We start from the raw sequence: 15,840 nt of genomic DNA on the forward strand, positions 1-15,840 counted from the left end.
CCCTGTGGATTGTTGTCCACAGCTGTGGATAAGTTGTGGGTAGTCGATTGTTAGTAAGTGGAAAACTGTGGCTTGTTGCAAAATGCTTCCTGGCCCTCGACCCGCAAATGCCCCAGCAAGTGGGACCACCCTGAGCGCCACCACCGCAAACCCAGCACATCTACATGCGGAGCTCGCAGATCAACGGCTGCCCGTATTGCCTGGACCTGCACGTGAGGGACGCGGTGAAGGCCGGAGTGGCCCTGCAGCGGCTGGCTGTGCTGCCGGCCTGCGTGACACTGCGCTGTTCACGGAGAAGGAGTGGGCGGCACCGGCCTTGGCAGGGTCGATTACCGAATTCCCGTACCCGTGAGCATGAGGAAGCCACTGCGCGCGAACATCTCAGTGTTGAGGAGTTTCGATAATCAGCTGGGCTGGCGATCAACATCAACGCTTTCAACCACGTCTCCATCACCAGCCATCATCAGGTCCGGCAGGAGCGGTGAGCGAGAGCGTTAAGCCCGGCACTAGTAGGCGGGCAACACCAGTCCGGCAGAAGTAGCCCGGGGTGCTAAGCACGGCACCCCGAAGCCCCGGCAACAGTGGCCCGGGGGCGCTGAGTACGGGAGGCTTGGCTGTGTTTCCCCCGCGGGCCACGCGCGCGGAGAGTTAGGTTATCCACAGCTAATCCACACTGTTAATAACTGTGTGTTCGGTCATGGTGGCTTGTGTCCTGCACGTCAGGGCCTGCGCCCGGGCCCTACTGCCAGGCGTAAACAAAAGTTACGCACATTGTGGATAACTTTTCCAACAGCTGGGGAGAACCCGCTCCACGGCAGGGCTGGTCAGGCGGGCCAGACGCCCGAGGACCCGCGCCGGTGGCTCGCCAGCAAATGCGTGTCCACCATGCCGATGGCCTCCATCAGCGCATACATAGTGGTGGGGCCAACAAAGGAAAACCCGTGCTTACGCAATGCTTTGGACAGTGCTGCCGATTCGGGCGATTGACTGGGGATGTCTGCATGTGTGGCCGGCTGGGGCGTGGCGGCGGGCTGGAACTGCCAGACAAAATCAGCGAGGCCTCCGCACTCCCGGAGCGCGACGGTAGCGCGGGCGTTGGTGATGGTGGCGCGGATCTTGAGCCGGTTGCGGACAATGCCGGGATTCTGCAGGAGCCGCTCAACGTCCGCCTCGGTATATGCGGCAATGGTGTCCGGGTGGAAATTGTGGAAGGCGCTCCGGAAGGCCGGACGCTTGCGGAGGATGGTGGCCCACGACAGGCCGGCCTGAAATCCCTCCAGGCTGATGCGTTCGTACAGACCGTGCTCGTCCCGGACCGGGAGGCCCCACTCGGTGTCATAGTACTTACGCAGGAGAGCATCGACGGAAGCCCACGGCGGACGGGCAAGGCCGTCATCGCCAAGGATCGTGCCGTCCAGGCCTCCGGCCGCGGGGGTCATGCTGATACTGCAGCCAGCGCTATGAGCGCCAGCGCGTGGTCATGAGGAACCCGATAATGGCAATGCCGAAACCGGCCACAATGTTCCACGACCCCCAGGCCTGGACCGGGAAACGGCCTTCGCTGATGTAGAAGGTGATGATCCACAGGAGGCCGATGATCATCAGGCCGAACATCACGGGCTTAAACCAGATGGCGTTGGGTTTGTACGCCTGCGTCGCGGATGCGGGCTGCGCTGCGCTGGAAGTCTTCCGGCGTGGCTTTGACTCGGGCACGTGCTCTCCTTGGCGGACTGGAGCAAGCTCGGCGCCGCGGGCTTGATATCCTGCAAGAAGGAAGTTGCCAGCGGTCTGCGCGATCTTGGTCAAATCTGGATTCTTACTAGCAGCCAATTCTAGCCGCAGTTCGGGGTGCACTATGGCCCGGCGCGGCCACCCCGGAGGAGAACGCGTGGTAGTGCAGGAAAGGGCGAGGCGTGCCGCCAGGCCGCCCGCGCGTGTCCAGCCCTCCCGCGCCTCTATCCTGCGAGGAACGGTGCAGGTGTTCGGCGAACTGCTCATCACGGCCGGCATCATTCTCTTGTTGTTTGTGGGGTGGCAATTGTGGTGGACGAACGTGGAGTCGGACGCCAAGCAAAGCGCCGTGATCAAGGACTTCGCCCAGCAGCTCGGCAGTGCAGCACCGCCGGCGCCGTCCGGCACCGGCCTGGGAGCGTCGTCGGAGCCAGTGGATCACGGCACTCCTGCGGTCGCCACGGCACCTGGCCATGCCGGCACCATCGGCATCATGTACATCCCCCGGTTCGGCAACTACTACACCCGGCCCATCGTGCAAGGGACCAGCAGCGACGTCCTGGACACCCTGGGCCTGGGCCATTACGCCAACACAGCCATGCCGGGCGCCGTCGGGAACTTCGCGGTGGCCGGGCACCGGCAGACCCATGGCGCCGTCCTGGACAACATCCATACCCTTGTTCCGGGCGACAAGGTATATGTCCAGACGAAGGACGGCTACTACGTCTACGTCTTCCGTAACAACCAGATTGTGATGCCGTCCCGGACCGATGTCCTGGAACCGGTCCCCACCCGCCCCGGCGTCACTCCCACCGAAAGCTTCCTCACCATGACCAGTTGCAACCCGCGTTTCGGCTCCGAGGAGCGCATCATCGCCTACGCTGTGCTGGACAGCTGGCGCCCTGCATCGGCCGGGCCGCCGGCCGAGATCGCCGCCCAGGTTGCGGCAGCAGTAGGGGGAGGCTGAGTATGTACGGCTGGATTTTCCGCCACCTGCCGGGCCCCTTCTGGCTGCGGCTCCTCACGTCGCTGGCGCTCATCGCCGGTGCTCTGGTCCTGATGGTCCAGTTCCTCTTCCCCTGGATGTCCGGATTCACCGCATTCACCGACTCAACGATTGGTTCTGCAAGCCAGCCATGACCACAACCAAAATCCTCGTCGTCGATAACTACGACAGCTTTGTTTACACCCTGGTGGGCTACCTCCAGGAACTCGGCGCCGAAACAACGGTGGTGCGCAATGACGATGTGACTCTCGCGGAGGCCATCGAAATGGCTGAAACGCGCGATGGCGTCCTCGTCTCACCGGGCCCCGGCAACCCAGCCGAGGCAGGTGTGTGCATCGAGTTGATTAAATGGTGCGGCGGGAACAACAAACCGATGTTCGGCGTCTGCCTGGGCCACCAGGCACTGGCAGAAGCCTACGGTGGCACGGTCACCCACGCTCCTGAACTGATGCACGGCAAAACGTCCCTTGTGGAGCACAACGGCACCAGTGTGTTCGCCGGGCTCCCCTCCCCCGTGACGGCTACTCGGTACCACTCGCTGGCGGCCGTGCGGGACACCATTCCGGATGTCCTGGAGATCACCGCCGAAACGGCCTCCGGCGTAATCATGGGGCTTCAGCACAGGACGGCCCCGCTGTGCGGCGTGCAGTTCCACCCGGAGTCCGTCCTGACCGAAGGCGGCTACCAGATGCTGGGCAACTGGCTCGAATCGCTGGGCATGACCGGTGCGGCCGCCCGTGCGGCCACGCTGAGCCCGCTCATCCAGCACTGACTGGCCGGCTTTAAACCAGCGCGGGGTCACGTCGCGCCCATTTTCCCCTGCGGGATGGGCAGGAAGTGACCCCGCGTTGCTGTTGGCTGTGGGTGGAGGGTCAGTCCCTCCTGCTGGGTTTGTCGCTGGGTGTGGCGCTGGGTGTGGCGGTTGGTGTGGCTGTTGGCGAAGGCGGCGGCGCCGGCTCCTTGGCGACCACCACATTGACGGTCTTACCCTGGTCAACCGCTACGTTCACTGGCTCGCTCTGGTCCGTCACCCTACCGGCCTCCACCTGGGAGTTCTCCACTTCCTGGACGTTGGGCACCAGGCCCAGGTCCTTGAGCGCCGTTTCCGCCTCTGCGCGGGTGCGGCCACGCAACTCCGGCATGGCCACCTTGCCGGTGGAAACAACAATCTCCACTGTGCTGCCCGGAGCCACCATCTGGCCGGGTGCAGGGCTGGTGGTGATCACTCTGCCGCGGGGCACCGTCGCGCTGTTGGCCTCGGTGGTGGATTGTGCTCCGACCAGCCCCGTCTGCCGCAGAATGTCGCGGGCTGCGGCTTCGGTCTGGCCGGGAAGGTTCTCCGGGATCTTCAGGACGCTGGGACCTTCGGAGATATTCAAGATCACCGCGGCATTGGGACCCACCGCTGTTCCAGCCGCCGGATCTGTGTCAATTGCCGTCCCCTTGGGCACGGTCTTATGAGTGCTGCGTTTGATTTCCGGACGCAGGTTGGCGCCCCAGAGTTCCTGGAGTGCCGCAGACTCAGTCAGGGAGACCACTGCGGGCACCACCACCTTGGGAGGTGGCGGAGGCGGCTGGTTCATGAGCTGGAACAGCCACAGGCCCCCGCCGGCGAGCACCAGCAGGGTGAAGATCACCAGCGTGGCAATCCACGTACGACGGCGGGACTTCTGCCGTGCGGTCCGCTCCCGTTCCGGCGGGAGGCCCAGGGGCAAATCGTCCGTTTCCTGCGGTTCCATCGTTGCGGACGCCTGCACGGGAACTGTTGCCCCGTCGTCGTACGTTTCCGTGAGGTTATAGCGCCCGGTGGGGGCATCGCCCAGGAAACTGGCGCTGGTGACGGCAAAAGCCTCGGTTGCCGGCGTGGGTGCCGGCGTGGGGACGTGGTCGTTGGGGTCGGTGGGCGCCTCCGTGGACGGGAGCGCGGGAACAGGGACGCCCGCCCGGGCCGCGCGCAGGGCGCTACGGAAGGCCGCCGCATCCTGGAATCGATCGTCCCTGTTCTTCTGCAGGGCCTTCGCAAGGACACTGTCCAGCGCCGGCGAAACCTCAGGATTCAGGCTGCTGGCCGCTCCGGGGATTTCTCGGACGTGCTGGTACGCCACTGATACTGGGCTGTCGCCCACGAACGGCGGGCGTCCCGTGAGCATTTCGTACAGCAGGCAGGCCGCCGAGTAGAGGTCGCTGCGTGCATCCACGGTTTCGCCCCGGGCCTGTTCGGGCGACAGGTACTGGGCAGTTCCCACCACGGCCTGGGTCTGGGTCATGGTGGCCGAGGAATCCGCCATGGCCCGGGCGATCCCGAAGTCCATGACCTTCACGGAGTTGGATCCCTCGCAGTACATCACGTTTGCTGGCTTGATGTCCCGGTGGACAATGCCCGCCTTGTGGCTGTACTCGAGGGCCGAGAGGACACCGAGACAGAACTCAATGGCCTGGTCAATACTGACTTCCTTGGCCCGGATCAGATCGCGGAGCGTCTTACCCTCCACAAACTCCATCACGATGTAGGGCACCCGGACACTGTCCTCGGAGCCGTCCTGCACCAAGTGTTCGCCCGTGTCGTAGATGGCCACAATGGAAGAATGGTTCAGCGCCGCCACAGACTGCGCTTCCCGCTTGAAACGGGCCCGGAACTGGGGATCCCGGGCCATGTCCGGACGGAGCAGCTTCACGGCCACCGTACGGCCCAGCCGGGTGTCCAGTCCGCGGTGGACGTCTGCCATGCCCCCACGTCCGATCAGCCCGCCGAGTTCGTAGCGTTCACTCAGGACACGCTGATTAGTCACCGTGGGGGCGTCCTCACGGTGTAGCGGGGTGCGGGGGGAATCATTCACGTGCGGTCCTGGCGGCTACGGTGCGCAGGTGGGAGTCAGTCCCGGCGCCTGGCCCGGGTTGCAGTTGGGCAGGGTGGAGGCTGCTGCCGGCGTTGATGGGGCAGTTGTTGGGCGAGGTGCTGCACTGGTCTGCGTCGGTGTGGGCGCCGGGGGTGCAGGGGGTGCAGGGGGTGCCACAGCATAAGTGACAGTCACCAATGTTCCCTTGGGGACTGTCCCCGTGGGGTTGAGGTCGAGGACCTCGCCCGGCGTTTCAGTGCTCTGCTGTGGGAGGCCTGTCACGGATAACCCCAACGTTTCCAATGCCGACCGGACGGCCTGGTAGTCCTTACCAAGGTAGCCAGCGGCCACGATGTTCACCATTTCCGGCGTCGGAGTGGGCGTGGCACTTGGCTGGCTGGGAGTAGGGGTTGCCGACTGCGACGTCCTCGAGGGGCTGGCACTCGTGGGGGGAGCGCTGCTGGACACAGAGTTGGTGGTGGTGTTCTGGGCGGGGGAGAAAATCCCCTGCTGGGTCAGGAAGAACCCCACCAACGCGAACAGCACCAGCACGATCAGGGCGATCAGCGGCCACGTCCAGGGGCTCCGGCCGCGGCGGTCGGGTTCGTCGGCGGGTTCGTCGTCGTACGTATCTTCCTGGACCCAGCTGCGTTCGGCGGCAAGGGCGTCCGCGCGCGAGAGTGTGCTCCCCGCGCCGGACATGGCGGTGGTAGCCGGGCCGTCGGATGCATCCGGACTGGCTGCATCCGCGGCGCCACCCGCAGCCGCTGCGCCGAGCACCGGCAGGGCGGAAGTCGTCGCATTGCTGTCGTTCTGGCTGATGACGCCAGTGGGCGCCGTGGCAACGTCCACCGGTGCGGTGATGGGGCCAGTAGCGGCTTCGAACAAAAGCATGCCCGGAACGGCTGCATGCGCGGCGCTGATGTCGCCGTTGCGGATGGCCTCCGCGGCTTCGGACAGCTTAATCGCGTTGGCCGGCCGGTTCTTGGGATCCTTGGCTAGCATGGACATCAGGAGCGCCCGCACCGGTTTGGGCAGGGTGTCCGGCAGCGGCGGCGGGGCGTCGTTGACCTGGGCCAGGGCGATCGCGATCTGGGATTCGCCGGAGAACGGCCGGTGTCCCGTGAGGCACTCGTAGCCGATCACGCCCAGTGCGTAGATGTCTGAGGCGCCTGTGGCGGTCTGGCCCGTTGCCTGTTCCGGGGCGAGATACTGGGCGGTGCCCATGACCTGGCCGGTCTGCGTCAACGGCACCTGGTCAGCAAGGCGGGCGATGCCGAAGTCGGTGACCTTGACCCGGCCGTCCGGGGTGATCAGCAGGTTGCCCGGCTTGACGTCCCGGTGCACCAGGCCCTGCGAATGGGCCGCCGAAAGGGCACGCGCGGTCTGCGCGATCATGGACAGCGTTCGGTCCGGGGACAGCACCTGCTCGTGTTCGATGATGCTGCTCAGTGGCTGGCCCGGAACCAACTCCATGACCAGGTACGCCGAACCTTCTTCCTCGCCGTAGTCAAAGACATTGGCGATGCCCACGTGGTTCAGCAGGGCCGTGTGGCGTGCCTCGGCGCGGAACCGTTGGAGGAAGCCGGGATCGCCCGTGTACTCCTCTTTCAGTACCTTGATGGCGACGATGCGGCCCAGAACAAGGTCTTTGGCCCTCCAGACCTCGCCCATCCCGCCGATCGCGATCCGCGTGGTCAGCTGGAATCTGCCGCCGAGGGTGATCCCCGTTGTTGGCCTCACTTATTCAACACCGCCTCAAAAATCTTCTTCGCGTTCGGACTGGTTAGCTTTGCGCCGGTGTAGATGTCCACGCCCTCCATGACGATGGTGACACCCACCTGCGGGTTGTTCGCGGGGGCAAACCCGGTGAACCAGGAGTTGTTCAGGCCGTTGCCCAGTTCTGCGGTCCCGGTCTTACCGGCAACCTGGACGCCGGGGACACCCGCGGCGCCGGCTATGCCCTGGCTCACGGCACTGGTCATCCATTCCGTGATCTGCTTGGCAATTTCCGGCGTGGTGGACGTCCGGAGCACTTCTGGCTTGGGCTCGTCAATCACGCGCAGGTCCGGGGACCGCACCGTCTTGACCAGGCTGGGGCTCATCTGGACGCCGTTGTTAGCGATCGCGGCAGTCATCAGGGCTATCTGCAGGGGTGTGGCCCTGACATCCTTCTGGCCGATCACTGACTGGGCCAGGCCCGGCTGGTCCAGTTCGTCCGGGAAGCCGTTGGCCTTGGCGTACGCGAGTTTGAGCTGGCCGCCCATGTCCTCGCCGAAACCGAACTTTGCCGCCTGTGCTGCGATGGCATCCCGGCCGAGGTCGAGGGCGATGCTGGCGAAGGGCGTATTGCAGGATTGCTGCAGGGCAAAGGCGAAGCTGGCGGTGTCACGGGTGTAGCAGGTGCCGCCGGCGTAGTTGGGCAGCGTATAAGCGATTCCCGGGAACGGCATCTGCGCAGGATTGGGCAGGTCGCTGTCCTTGTTGTATTTTCCGGAGTTCAGGGCGGCCGCCGTGGTCACCAGCTTGAATACGGAACCCGGGGCAAGCATCTCTCCGGTGGGTCCGCTGACGTTCGGGTACAGGTTGATCCCCGGAACTTTGAGAAGCTCTTTGATGCTGGCGGTTTCCGCCGTGGGGTTCTGGATGGCGATGAGATTGGGGTCGTAGGACGGCTTGGAGGCCATGGCGAGGATGGCGCCGGTCTTGGGATTGGTGACCACAATGGATCCCCGCTGGCCATCCGGGATCAGGTCGTACGCCAACTTCTGGAGGGTGGGATCCACTGTGAGTTCCACCGACGCCCCCTTAGGCTGGCTGCCCAGAAAGAGCTGGCCGATCCGGTCCAGGAACTGCTGATCCGAGCTGCCCGCGAGCTGCTCACGCATGGCCTGCTCCAGGCCCGTGGCACCGTGGTTCTGCGAGAAAAAGCCGGTCAGGCCGGCATAGAGCTCGGGCTGCGGATAGGTCCGCTGGAACCCGCACTGCTCCGAACCCGCGACGGATTCGGCCACGGGGTCCCCGCCCACAATGATGGCGCCGCGGTCGTTGCAGTAATTCTGCAGGATGGCGCGCCGGTTCAACGGGTTGGCCTTGAGGTCATCGGCGCCCACTACCTGGACGAAGCTGATCGCGCCGAAGATCAGGGCAAACAGGGCGATGGCTGCTACCCAGGAGTTGCGGATTGCCTGATTCATGCCTGCTTCACTGCCTTGGTGGGAATGTCAATGCCGGAGGATTCGGCAGCGCCGCCGGGAGGCAGCGGAGTGGTGTCCACCGGGCCCCGTGCGGTGTGTGAGATCAGCAGGAGAAGGCCCACGATGATCCAGTTGGCCAGCAGCGATGAACCGCCAGCCGCCAGGAACGGGGTGGTCAGGCCCGTGAGAGGAATCAGCCTGGTTACGCCGCCGATCACCACGAAGCACTGCAGGGCGATGGCGAACGACAGGCCACACGCCAGAAGTTTGCCGAAAGCGTCCCGGGTGCCCAGCGCGGCGCGGAATCCGCGGGTGAAGAGCAGCACGTACATCAGCACCACTGCGAAGAGTCCGATCAGGCCAAGCTCTTCGCCAATGGAGGCGATGATCATGTCACTGTTGGCGAACGGAACCAGGTCCGGCCTGCCCTGGCCGAGTCCTGTACCCACCAGTCCGCCGTTGGCCATGCCGAAGAGGCCCTCGATGACTTGCCGGCTGCCGTTCTCGTAAACATCCGGGCTGAATGCGTTCAGCCAGCCGTAGATTCGCACTTCCACGTGGGAGAAGACCTGCGCGGCGATGATGCCGCCACCCAGGAGCAGCACCAGGCCGATGACTACCCAGCTGATGCGGCTGGTTGCCACATAAATCATGACGATGAACAGCCCGAAGAAGAGCACGGACGATCCGAGGTCCCGCTGGAAGACGAGCACGCCGATGCTTACCAGCCAGGCGGTGATCATGGGGCCCATGTCCTTGAACCGGGGGAACTGCAGTGGGCCCACTTTACGGCCGGCCAGCAGGATGAGGTCGCGGTTGGAGGAAAGATACCCGGCGAAGAATATGGCCAGCGTAATCTTGGCCACCTCGCCGGGCTGGAAGGTCATGGGGCCGATCTGGATCCATACCCGGGCCCCCAGGATTTCGCCGGCGCTGATGCCCGGGAGCAGGGGCAGGATCAGCAAGAGCGCACTAACGGCCAACGAGATGTATGTGAAGCGGCGGAGGATCCTGTGGTCCTTGAGGAACCAGATGACCGAAATGGCCACAGCCATGGCGATGAGGGTCCACCGCAGCTGGTTGTTGCCCGTGTCCTGCCCAGGTGCGTCAAGTCGGTGGATCACGGCCAGTCCGAGGCCGTTCAGGGTCACCACAATAGGAAGTATTACCGGATCGGCATACTTTGCGCGGAACCGGAGCACCACGTGGAAGACCAGGGCTGCCACGGCCAGGAGGCTGGATTGGAACCAGAAATCTGAGTCGAACGCCTTCTTCTGGTCCACGCCCACCAGCATGTTGGCGCCGATACCAACGGCCAGTGCGAGGAGAAGCAGCAGCAGCTCAACGTTACGTCGCGGCTTGGGGACCGTGCTCAGCTGGCTCATTTGCCCCCCTCGCAAGTAACGGTGGGGCTGGGTGAGGCGGTGGCGGCCGGCGCCGCTGCCGGGTTGGCAGCGTCCGGGGACGGAGCGGGCGCCGTCGGCGTGGCGGTTGCCGGTGAGGAAGGTACCGGCGCGATGGGCGAGGCCGGGAGACATTCGTCAGCGGGGGCAATGGTGCCGGTGCCTTCGAGATTCTTAACGATCCGCTGTGCATCGTAAAGGTCTCGCGCAGGGACCGTCTGGCGAACACGCTGTTGGGAGAACTGGGGCAAGGAATCCATCCGGATCTCTGTCACCGTTTCCAGGGTCGAAAGCTGGAGGGGGCCGAGCCGCTGTGAGACGCCATTGTAGATGGCAACACGCGAATCGAACTCCCCGATGTAGTACCTGGTCTGGGTCCATGCGTAGCCAAGCCAGAGGCCGACGGTCAGGACCAGCAGCACGGACGCGGCGATGGACCAGGTCACCCAGCGGCGGGGCTTGGGCCGTTCCTGGGTCTCGTCCGGTTCTGGCGCGGGGGTCTCGGCCTTGTGTGTGAGCACAGTTGCAGCGCGCCGGGCAACAGTTCGCCCGGCAAGGGTGGGAATGGAGCCGGTTTCCGCCGCAGTGGCCGCAGCTCCGACCAGTTCGTGGGGACGCGACGCCAGTTCCTGCCGCAGGACTTGGGCTGAAAGGTGCTCGCCCAGGTGCGGGTCCGTGGACGTGGAAGGTTCTGTGGCGGGCGACGGTTCCGTGGAGGCAGACTGTTCTGCGGTCGCGGCCGGTTCGGCGGCCGCCGTTTTGGGGGTGTCTTCTTTCGGCGCCGGCGCCGACTCATCACGGACGCCGGCGTCAGCGGTATCCGCTTCAACGGCTTCGGTGACCACTGTGGAAGGGATGATGTCGACGGCGGCGGTACTGACGTCGTCGGACGTTTCCTCCACGATTTCCATCATGATCACGGTGACGTTGTCCGGTGCGCCGGCCTCAAGGGTCAGGTCAACCAGGGTTTCCGCGCACTCGCGCAGGTCTTTAGTTTCACGGACGGTGCGTTCCACCACGTGACCGGCCACGTAGTTCAGTCCGTCCGAGCAGAGCAGCCAGCGTTCCCCGGGTTTGACGTCCAACGTGTCCAGGTCCAGCTCGGGGCTGGCATCCACGTCGCCGAGGACGCGCATCAGGACGTTCTTGTGGGGGTGGGTCTCGGCTTCCTCGGGGCGCAGCCGGCCCTCGTCGATGAGCCGCTGGACGAACGTGTGGTCCACGCTGACCTGTTCGAACTCACCGTCCCGCAGACGGTAAGCCCGGGAATCGCCAATGTGCGCGAAGTGGAGCTTGCCCTCGGCAAGCAGCAGGGATGTGACAGTGGTGCCCATGCCGGCAAGTTTGGGGTTGACGTGCACCAGCTCGGACAGCAGCGAGTTGGCGGTCTGGATTTCGTCGGCCAGGACGGTGATGGCATCCCCGTTGTAGTCCCCGTGGTCCAGGTGCAGCATGTCCAGAACCGTTGCGGCCGAGGCGACATCGCCGCCAGCGTGGCCGCCCATACCGTCCGCCACGACTGCCAGGTGAAGGCCCACATAGGCGGAATCGTCGTTCTTGGCGCGAATACGGCCCACATCCGAGCGCGCTGCATAACGCATGATCAGGGGCCGCTGCACGGGCTGGGTCTCGTCTGCGGGGGTTTCGGCCGCCACGGCTATGGCCTCAATTCGATGACCGTCTTGCCGATTCTCACGGGTACGCCAAGTTCAACGGGCAGGGCCCGGGTTAGTTGCTGGTCGGCCAGATAGGTGCCGTTCGTGGAACCCAGGTCCTCGATGAACCAGCGGCTCCCTTGCGGGAACAGCCGGGCGTGACGGCCCGAAGCGTAGTCGTCCTCGAGCACCAGGGTTGCTTCCTGCGCGCGGCCCAGCAGGATGGGGCTGGCGGCAAGCGGGACCGTGGTGCCCTTGAGCGGGCCTTCGGTGACCACAAGCTGGTGGGCATGCTGTTTGAGCGGCTGCGGCGGAGCTTCGGCCAGATCAGGGTTTTTGCGGACCTGCCGCGCTGTTGGAGTCCCCGCGGCTGCTTTCCGGCCAACCATGAGGTCACGGCGCATGGCCGAGACAATGCTGAAGACGAGGACCCAGAGCAGGATCAGGAAGCCAAACCGCAAGGCGGTAATGGTCAGTTCGCTCATGTCGCTCACGGGCGGCCACCAGGGCTGGCGCGAAGCAGGCGGAAGATGATCTTTGTCCGTCCCATCGTGATGGTGGAGCCGTCGGTCAGTTCGGTGCTGCCTGCCACTTTGTGGCCGTTGACGTAGCTGCCGTTGGTGGAGCCCAGATCCACGGCGCTGGTCACCCCGCTGGCGGTGCGGATCTCCAGGTGGCGCCGCGAAACCCCGGTGTCGTCAACCAGGATGTCGGCCTCTGAGGAGCGGCCGAGGACGATGGACGGCGCGTTGAGGGAGTACCGCTGGCCGTCAATGTCCAGGACGGGCTGCAGTCGGACGGGCTGGCGGGTGGGCGCCGAAGGCAGGTTCGGGCGGGGGGGCGGTGCAGCCGGCGCGCCGGTGGACTTCTCGGTGGATGATTCAATTTCGAAATCGCCGGCACGCAGTTTTTCGGCGCGGCGGAACGAGATCCGGACCGGGCCCTGCAGGGTGTAGCCCTGGCTGCGGACGTGGTTGATGACGACGTCGCACAGTTCCTCAGCCAGCGGGGTGCCCCATTCCTGCGCCCTGGTGAAGTCGTCCCCACTGAGTTGGACGTCGAACACGTTGGGGGCCAAAGTTCGGCCGGCCGAAACTGTGAGGGACTTGTGGTCCAGTTCGCGGCGGAGGCGGCTGGCGATTTCCACCGGTTCCACCTGGGCCCGGGAGCCGGTGGAGAAGACACCGCGGACGGCCTTTTCGATGCGGCGCTCGACCTTGTCCAGCAATCCCATGGCCTGTCTCCTTTCCCCCCGGCTGCGGGGCAGTTATCGTTCGGGAACTCAACCAGCAACGCAGTTAAGTACGCAGTGTTCCGCCATGCAGGGGCAGGCACTACTACATCAGATACTACTGGGCAGGCCCGTGAATGACCTTAATCCCCAACGGCCGGGCGCCCGGAAAAGTCGGGTTTCCCGGGTCTGCCGGGCGTTTCCCTGGAGGGTTTTGGCGGCCCTCCGGAGCTCAATTGGTGTTTTGGCGCTGGTGTCCGTTATGCTAGATCTCGCTGCTTTTACAAGGTTGCGGATCCGGGAAACCGGCCGTGATTCGAGGAAAAGAAGTTGCGCGCGAGTGGCGGAACGGCAGACGCGCTGGCTTCAGGTGCCAGTGTCCGAAAGGGCGTGGGGGTTCAAATCCCCCCTCGCGCACGCAGTCAAATACAAAGAGCCCCGGTCTTCGGACCGGGGCTCTTTCGCGTCTAGGCTAACTTGGGCCCGGTTGGGGGCGGCTGCTTCTGGCCATGGGACGGCTTTTCCCCGCCTAGTGGTCGTATCCCCGGGTAACGCCGCGGGGAAAAGACCATCAGACGGGGAAATCTCGCTGGGGCCGGTTGGCGATGCCGGCGGACTGAGAGCCGGTGAAGCCCACGGCCTTGATGGCGGGATCGGCCACGAGGGCCTGGCCCGATACTGGCGCCGTGGCCGTAAATCAGGGAAAAGACGCCAGGGAGCAGGCCAGCGGGAAAGTTGCTGGCACCGAAGACGGCCACGGGGCCGAGCGGGATCTGGCGCTGGCGGATGTCGGCGCGCGGAAGGGGCGTGCGCGCCGGCAGGGCGGGGTCGATCCGGACGCCGCGGAAGTCGCCCTGGCGGACAACGTCCGCGAAGAGCACCCGCAGCTGGTTGGTGGTGCGGCCACGTTCACCCTGGCAACGCCGAGGCAACCGTGATGCAGCCGCCTTAAATGAATGATCTGGCCGACGAGTTCCTGGACGTGGCACGCCAGGTGGACGCGTCCCTGATTGTCATCGGGCTGCGCCACCGTTCGCAGGTGGGCAAGTACATCCTCGGCAGCCACGCCCAAAGGATCCTGACGCAGGCCGACCGGCCCGTGCTCGCCGTCAAGGCCGGCAACTCCCCCTTCTGCGGGGCGCTTCACTTATTTTGCTGCTGCCGGGTAGATATGAAGCATGCTTACCAATAGGCTGGCCGGGGGAACTTCCCCATTGGAGCAAAACGAGGTGAGAGCATGACGGACACTGAGAACATCAGCAAAGTTACGGACATCATCAACGATTCCCACATCGGGATGTTCACCACCATCAACGAAGAAGGCGCCCTGGTCAGCCGCCCCCTCGCCGTCCAGGACGTGGAGGAGGACGGTGATCTGTGGTTCTTCACGGGCCGCGGCACCTCGCAGGTGGCTCACGTCCAGGCCGATCCGCGGGTGAATGTCTCCTTCGGCAAGCGCACCGAGTGGGTGTCAGTGGCCGGTACTGCCGAGGTGGTTACCGACCGCGCCAAGATCCACGAAATGTGGAACCAGACCGTTGAAGCCTGGTATCCGGACGGACCGGACACTCCTGAAGTATGCCTGCTTCGGGTTGACTCGGACTCCGCCGAATACTGGACCAGCCCCGGCGGGACCGCGGCCACGGTCCTGCAGTGGGTGAAGTCCAAGGTGACCCACAGCCGCATGCGTGTCGGCGACAGCGGCACGGTAGAGCTGTAGGGCTTCGAGTTACAGGGGTCGTGCCGGCCGCGCAAGCGCTCGGCCCGCCCGTGTATCTAGGCCCGGGCGGTCAATGCTGCGTAGACGGCCATCAGCAGCACGTCATTCCGGCCCCAGACCGGGTCCACGATTTCCACGTACCAGGAATCCGCAAGCAGCAACGCCAGCGACTCGTTGGTTTCGTCCGCCCAGTCCTGGATCTGTTCCTCGTCCACCGGGTTCTCGCTGGAGCCGAGGACGGTGACTACTTCGCCGCCGTCGGGCGTTACCGGGATGGCGGCGCTGCTGGACTCGCCGGGGGCGTGCGCAACGGTCACCAGCTCGGTGCGGGTGGAGAGTTTCAGCAGCCCAGCGGCCACCTCGGCGCTGCCGGTCACGGATGTCCGCTTCTGTGGGTTCCATCCTCGGATGCTGCGGCTTCCCGCCGCCGAACTCCGGCCACGGCTACACAGCGGTTAACCTCGGGCGGGGACGCCCGCAGCCAGCTCAGCCGCGCTCAAGGCAAGGCCCAAGCGTACGACGGCGGGAGCGTAGCCCTGGTGCCGCGCAGACCGCAGCCGCTCGGCCTCCCGCATGGCTTTGATCAGGGCCGATGTCTCGGGAAACCGGACATCCGTCATGGCCGGATAGTCGATGCAGCAGGCAGGATCCAGCTCGTAGCGGCCCCACCGGGCCAGCAGCGTGTCATGCTCGGCCTCCGCTGCGCAGTGAACAGGCCGGTCTTGCCGCCGCTGGCGGCGACGCGATTGCCAGGCCAGGATCCGCGGGCTTTCCCGGTAGGCAGCCACCCCCGCACCAACGCCCAGGACGGTGATGGCCGCACTGGCCCACGGCGACGCCAGGGCGGGAATCAGAATGGCCGGAAGCGCCACGACGGAGCCCATAAAAACGTCCCAGAACACCGGGTCCGGGGCCCTGATGCCAGGGTCCTGCGTCGAATGGTGGCGGACGGCCAGGACGGTGACAACCACCGCGCACACCAGCACCGCAGCCCAGAAGAGCAGCTGCAACGCTCCCACCGGGACAGATTCTGCAAATGCCGGCACCGCGGCACCTCCCC

The 15,840-nt window shown here is 65.0% G+C and carries 15 protein-coding genes, 1 tRNA gene and 3 pseudogenes; 7 read left to right on the forward strand and 12 right to left on the reverse strand.

Annotated features, from left to right (window positions below; all coding sequences use genetic code 11):
- The first annotated feature begins 158 nt into the window (after positions 1–158).
- Entirely contained in the window at positions 159–404 is a 246-nt protein-coding gene (locus ABIB27_RS06170) for a carboxymuconolactone decarboxylase family protein (RefSeq protein ID WP_354217326.1), read from the forward strand.
- Between the two features lie 420 nt (positions 405–824).
- Here ABIB27_RS06170 and ABIB27_RS06175 read toward each other — a convergent pair whose 3' ends face one another.
- Positions 825–1,439, reverse strand: coding sequence for a DNA-3-methyladenine glycosylase I (locus ABIB27_RS06175; RefSeq protein WP_354217289.1), 615 nt, complete (start codon positions 1,437–1,439; stop codon positions 825–827).
- A gap of 19 nt (positions 1,440–1,458) precedes the next feature.
- Positions 1,459–1,713, reverse strand: coding sequence for a cell division protein CrgA (locus ABIB27_RS06180; protein ID WP_354217327.1), 255 nt, complete (start codon positions 1,711–1,713; stop codon positions 1,459–1,461).
- Between the two features lie 175 nt (positions 1,714–1,888).
- Between ABIB27_RS06180 and ABIB27_RS06185 the strand changes: the two genes are divergently transcribed.
- From ABIB27_RS06185 to ABIB27_RS06195, 3 genes are read left to right on the forward strand one after another with little or no spacing between them, the layout of a single operon-like run.
- Entirely contained in the window at positions 1,889–2,698 is an 810-nt protein-coding gene (locus tag ABIB27_RS06185; protein ID WP_502909127.1) for a class E sortase, read from the forward strand.
- A 2-nt stretch (positions 2,699–2,700) separates the two neighbouring features.
- Positions 2,701–2,871 carry a hypothetical protein gene (locus ABIB27_RS06190; RefSeq protein WP_354217290.1) on the forward strand — a complete coding sequence of 57 codons (171 nt, stop codon included), beginning with the start codon at positions 2,701–2,703 and terminating at the stop codon, positions 2,869–2,871.
- Complete coding sequence (locus ABIB27_RS06195) at positions 2,868–3,509, forward strand: aminodeoxychorismate/anthranilate synthase component II (protein WP_354217291.1); 642 nt, start codon at positions 2,868–2,870, stop codon at positions 3,507–3,509. Before ABIB27_RS06190 ends, ABIB27_RS06195 begins: the two co-directional genes overlap by 4 nt.
- Before the next feature lie 100 nt (positions 3,510–3,609).
- Here the strand turns inward: ABIB27_RS06195 and pknB are convergent, their stop codons facing one another.
- The 7 genes from pknB to ABIB27_RS06230 are packed head-to-tail and all read right to left on the reverse strand — an operon-like array spanning position 3,610 to position 13,063.
- Complete coding sequence (gene pknB, locus ABIB27_RS06200) at positions 3,610–5,574, reverse strand: Stk1 family PASTA domain-containing Ser/Thr kinase (protein WP_354217292.1); 1,965 nt, start codon at positions 5,572–5,574, stop codon at positions 3,610–3,612.
- A gap of 15 nt (positions 5,575–5,589) precedes the next feature.
- A complete protein-coding gene (locus ABIB27_RS06205; RefSeq protein WP_354217293.1) occupies positions 5,590–7,317 on the reverse strand; it encodes a protein kinase domain-containing protein in 1,728 nt (575 codons plus the stop codon).
- The gene (locus ABIB27_RS06210; protein ID WP_354217294.1) at positions 7,314–8,771 is read right to left on the reverse strand and encodes a penicillin-binding transpeptidase domain-containing protein; all 1,458 of its coding nucleotides are present in this window, start codon (positions 8,769–8,771) and stop codon (positions 7,314–7,316) included. The genes ABIB27_RS06205 and ABIB27_RS06210 overlap by 4 nt, the downstream gene beginning before the upstream one ends.
- Positions 8,768–10,156, reverse strand: coding sequence for an FtsW/RodA/SpoVE family cell cycle protein (locus tag ABIB27_RS06215; RefSeq protein ID WP_354217295.1), 1,389 nt, complete (start codon positions 10,154–10,156; stop codon positions 8,768–8,770). Before ABIB27_RS06215 ends, ABIB27_RS06210 begins: the two co-directional genes overlap by 4 nt.
- The gene (locus ABIB27_RS06220) at positions 10,153–11,775 is read right to left on the reverse strand and encodes a PP2C family protein-serine/threonine phosphatase (RefSeq protein ID WP_354217329.1); all 1,623 of its coding nucleotides are present in this window, start codon (positions 11,773–11,775) and stop codon (positions 10,153–10,155) included. The genes ABIB27_RS06215 and ABIB27_RS06220 overlap by 4 nt, the downstream gene beginning before the upstream one ends.
- A gap of 56 nt (positions 11,776–11,831) precedes the next feature.
- Complete coding sequence (locus tag ABIB27_RS06225; protein WP_354217330.1) at positions 11,832–12,314, reverse strand: FHA domain-containing protein FhaB/FipA; 483 nt, start codon at positions 12,312–12,314, stop codon at positions 11,832–11,834.
- Positions 12,315–12,319: 5 nt separating this feature from the next.
- Entirely contained in the window at positions 12,320–13,063 is a 744-nt protein-coding gene (locus ABIB27_RS06230; RefSeq protein WP_354217296.1) for an FHA domain-containing protein, read from the reverse strand.
- 331 nt (positions 13,064–13,394) lie between these two features.
- Between ABIB27_RS06230 and ABIB27_RS06235 the strand changes: the two genes are divergently transcribed.
- Positions 13,395–13,477: transfer RNA gene (locus ABIB27_RS06235), tRNA-Leu, on the forward strand.
- A 184-nt stretch (positions 13,478–13,661) separates the two neighbouring features.
- Here the strand turns inward: ABIB27_RS06235 and ABIB27_RS06240 are convergent.
- Positions 13,662–13,983 (reverse strand): annotated as a pseudogene (locus ABIB27_RS06240) (aldehyde dehydrogenase family protein); the annotation flags it as partial.
- Between the two features lie 5 nt (positions 13,984–13,988).
- Between ABIB27_RS06240 and ABIB27_RS06245 the strand changes: the two are divergent.
- Both ABIB27_RS06245 and ABIB27_RS06250 read left to right on the forward strand, forming a co-directional pair.
- Positions 13,989–14,252, forward strand: a pseudogene (locus tag ABIB27_RS06245) (universal stress protein); the annotation flags it as partial.
- 45 nt (positions 14,253–14,297) lie between these two features.
- Positions 14,298–14,780: a pyridoxamine 5'-phosphate oxidase family protein gene (locus ABIB27_RS06250; RefSeq protein WP_354217297.1), complete on the forward strand. Its 483-nt coding sequence runs from the start codon at positions 14,298–14,300 to the stop codon at positions 14,778–14,780.
- 56 nt (positions 14,781–14,836) lie between these two features.
- On the opposite strand, the pseudogene ABIB27_RS06255 reads toward ABIB27_RS06250, so the two are convergent.
- Both ABIB27_RS06255 and ABIB27_RS06260 read right to left on the reverse strand, forming a co-directional pair.
- Positions 14,837–15,166: pseudogene (locus ABIB27_RS06255) on the reverse strand (DUF6919 domain-containing protein); the annotation flags it as partial.
- A gap of 69 nt (positions 15,167–15,235) precedes the next feature.
- On the reverse strand, positions 15,236–15,826 hold the full coding sequence (locus ABIB27_RS06260) for a hypothetical protein (protein ID WP_354217298.1): 591 nt from the start codon (positions 15,824–15,826) through the stop codon (positions 15,236–15,238).
- Between the last annotated feature and the right edge of the window lie 14 nt (positions 15,827–15,840).

Origin of the sequence: Arthrobacter sp. UYEF21, from assembly GCF_040546085.1 — a bacterium.
Lineage (GTDB): Bacteria > Actinomycetota > Actinomycetes > Actinomycetales > Micrococcaceae > Arthrobacter.

Coding starts and splice junctions, on each gene's coding strand:
- ABIB27_RS06175 (WP_354217289.1), bottom strand. CDS start 1,439: ATGACCCCCGCGGCCGGAGGCCTGGACGGCACGATCCTTGGCGATGAC.
- ABIB27_RS06190 (WP_354217290.1), top strand. CDS start 2,701: ATGTACGGCTGGATTTTCCGCCACCTGCCGGGCCCCTTCTGGCTGCGG.
- ABIB27_RS06195 (WP_354217291.1), top strand. CDS start 2,868: ATGACCACAACCAAAATCCTCGTCGTCGATAACTACGACAGCTTTGTT.
- ABIB27_RS06225 (WP_354217330.1), bottom strand. CDS start 12,314: ATGAGCGAACTGACCATTACCGCCTTGCGGTTTGGCTTCCTGATCCTG.
- ABIB27_RS06220 (WP_354217329.1), bottom strand. CDS start 11,775: ATGCGTTATGCAGCGCGCTCGGATGTGGGCCGTATTCGCGCCAAGAAC.
- ABIB27_RS06230 (WP_354217296.1), bottom strand. CDS start 13,063: ATGGGATTGCTGGACAAGGTCGAGCGCCGCATCGAAAAGGCCGTCCGC.
- ABIB27_RS06210 (WP_354217294.1), bottom strand. CDS start 8,771: ATGAATCAGGCAATCCGCAACTCCTGGGTAGCAGCCATCGCCCTGTTT.
- ABIB27_RS06250 (WP_354217297.1), top strand. CDS start 14,298: ATGACGGACACTGAGAACATCAGCAAAGTTACGGACATCATCAACGAT.
- ABIB27_RS06215 (WP_354217295.1), bottom strand. CDS start 10,156: ATGAGCCAGCTGAGCACGGTCCCCAAGCCGCGACGTAACGTTGAGCTG.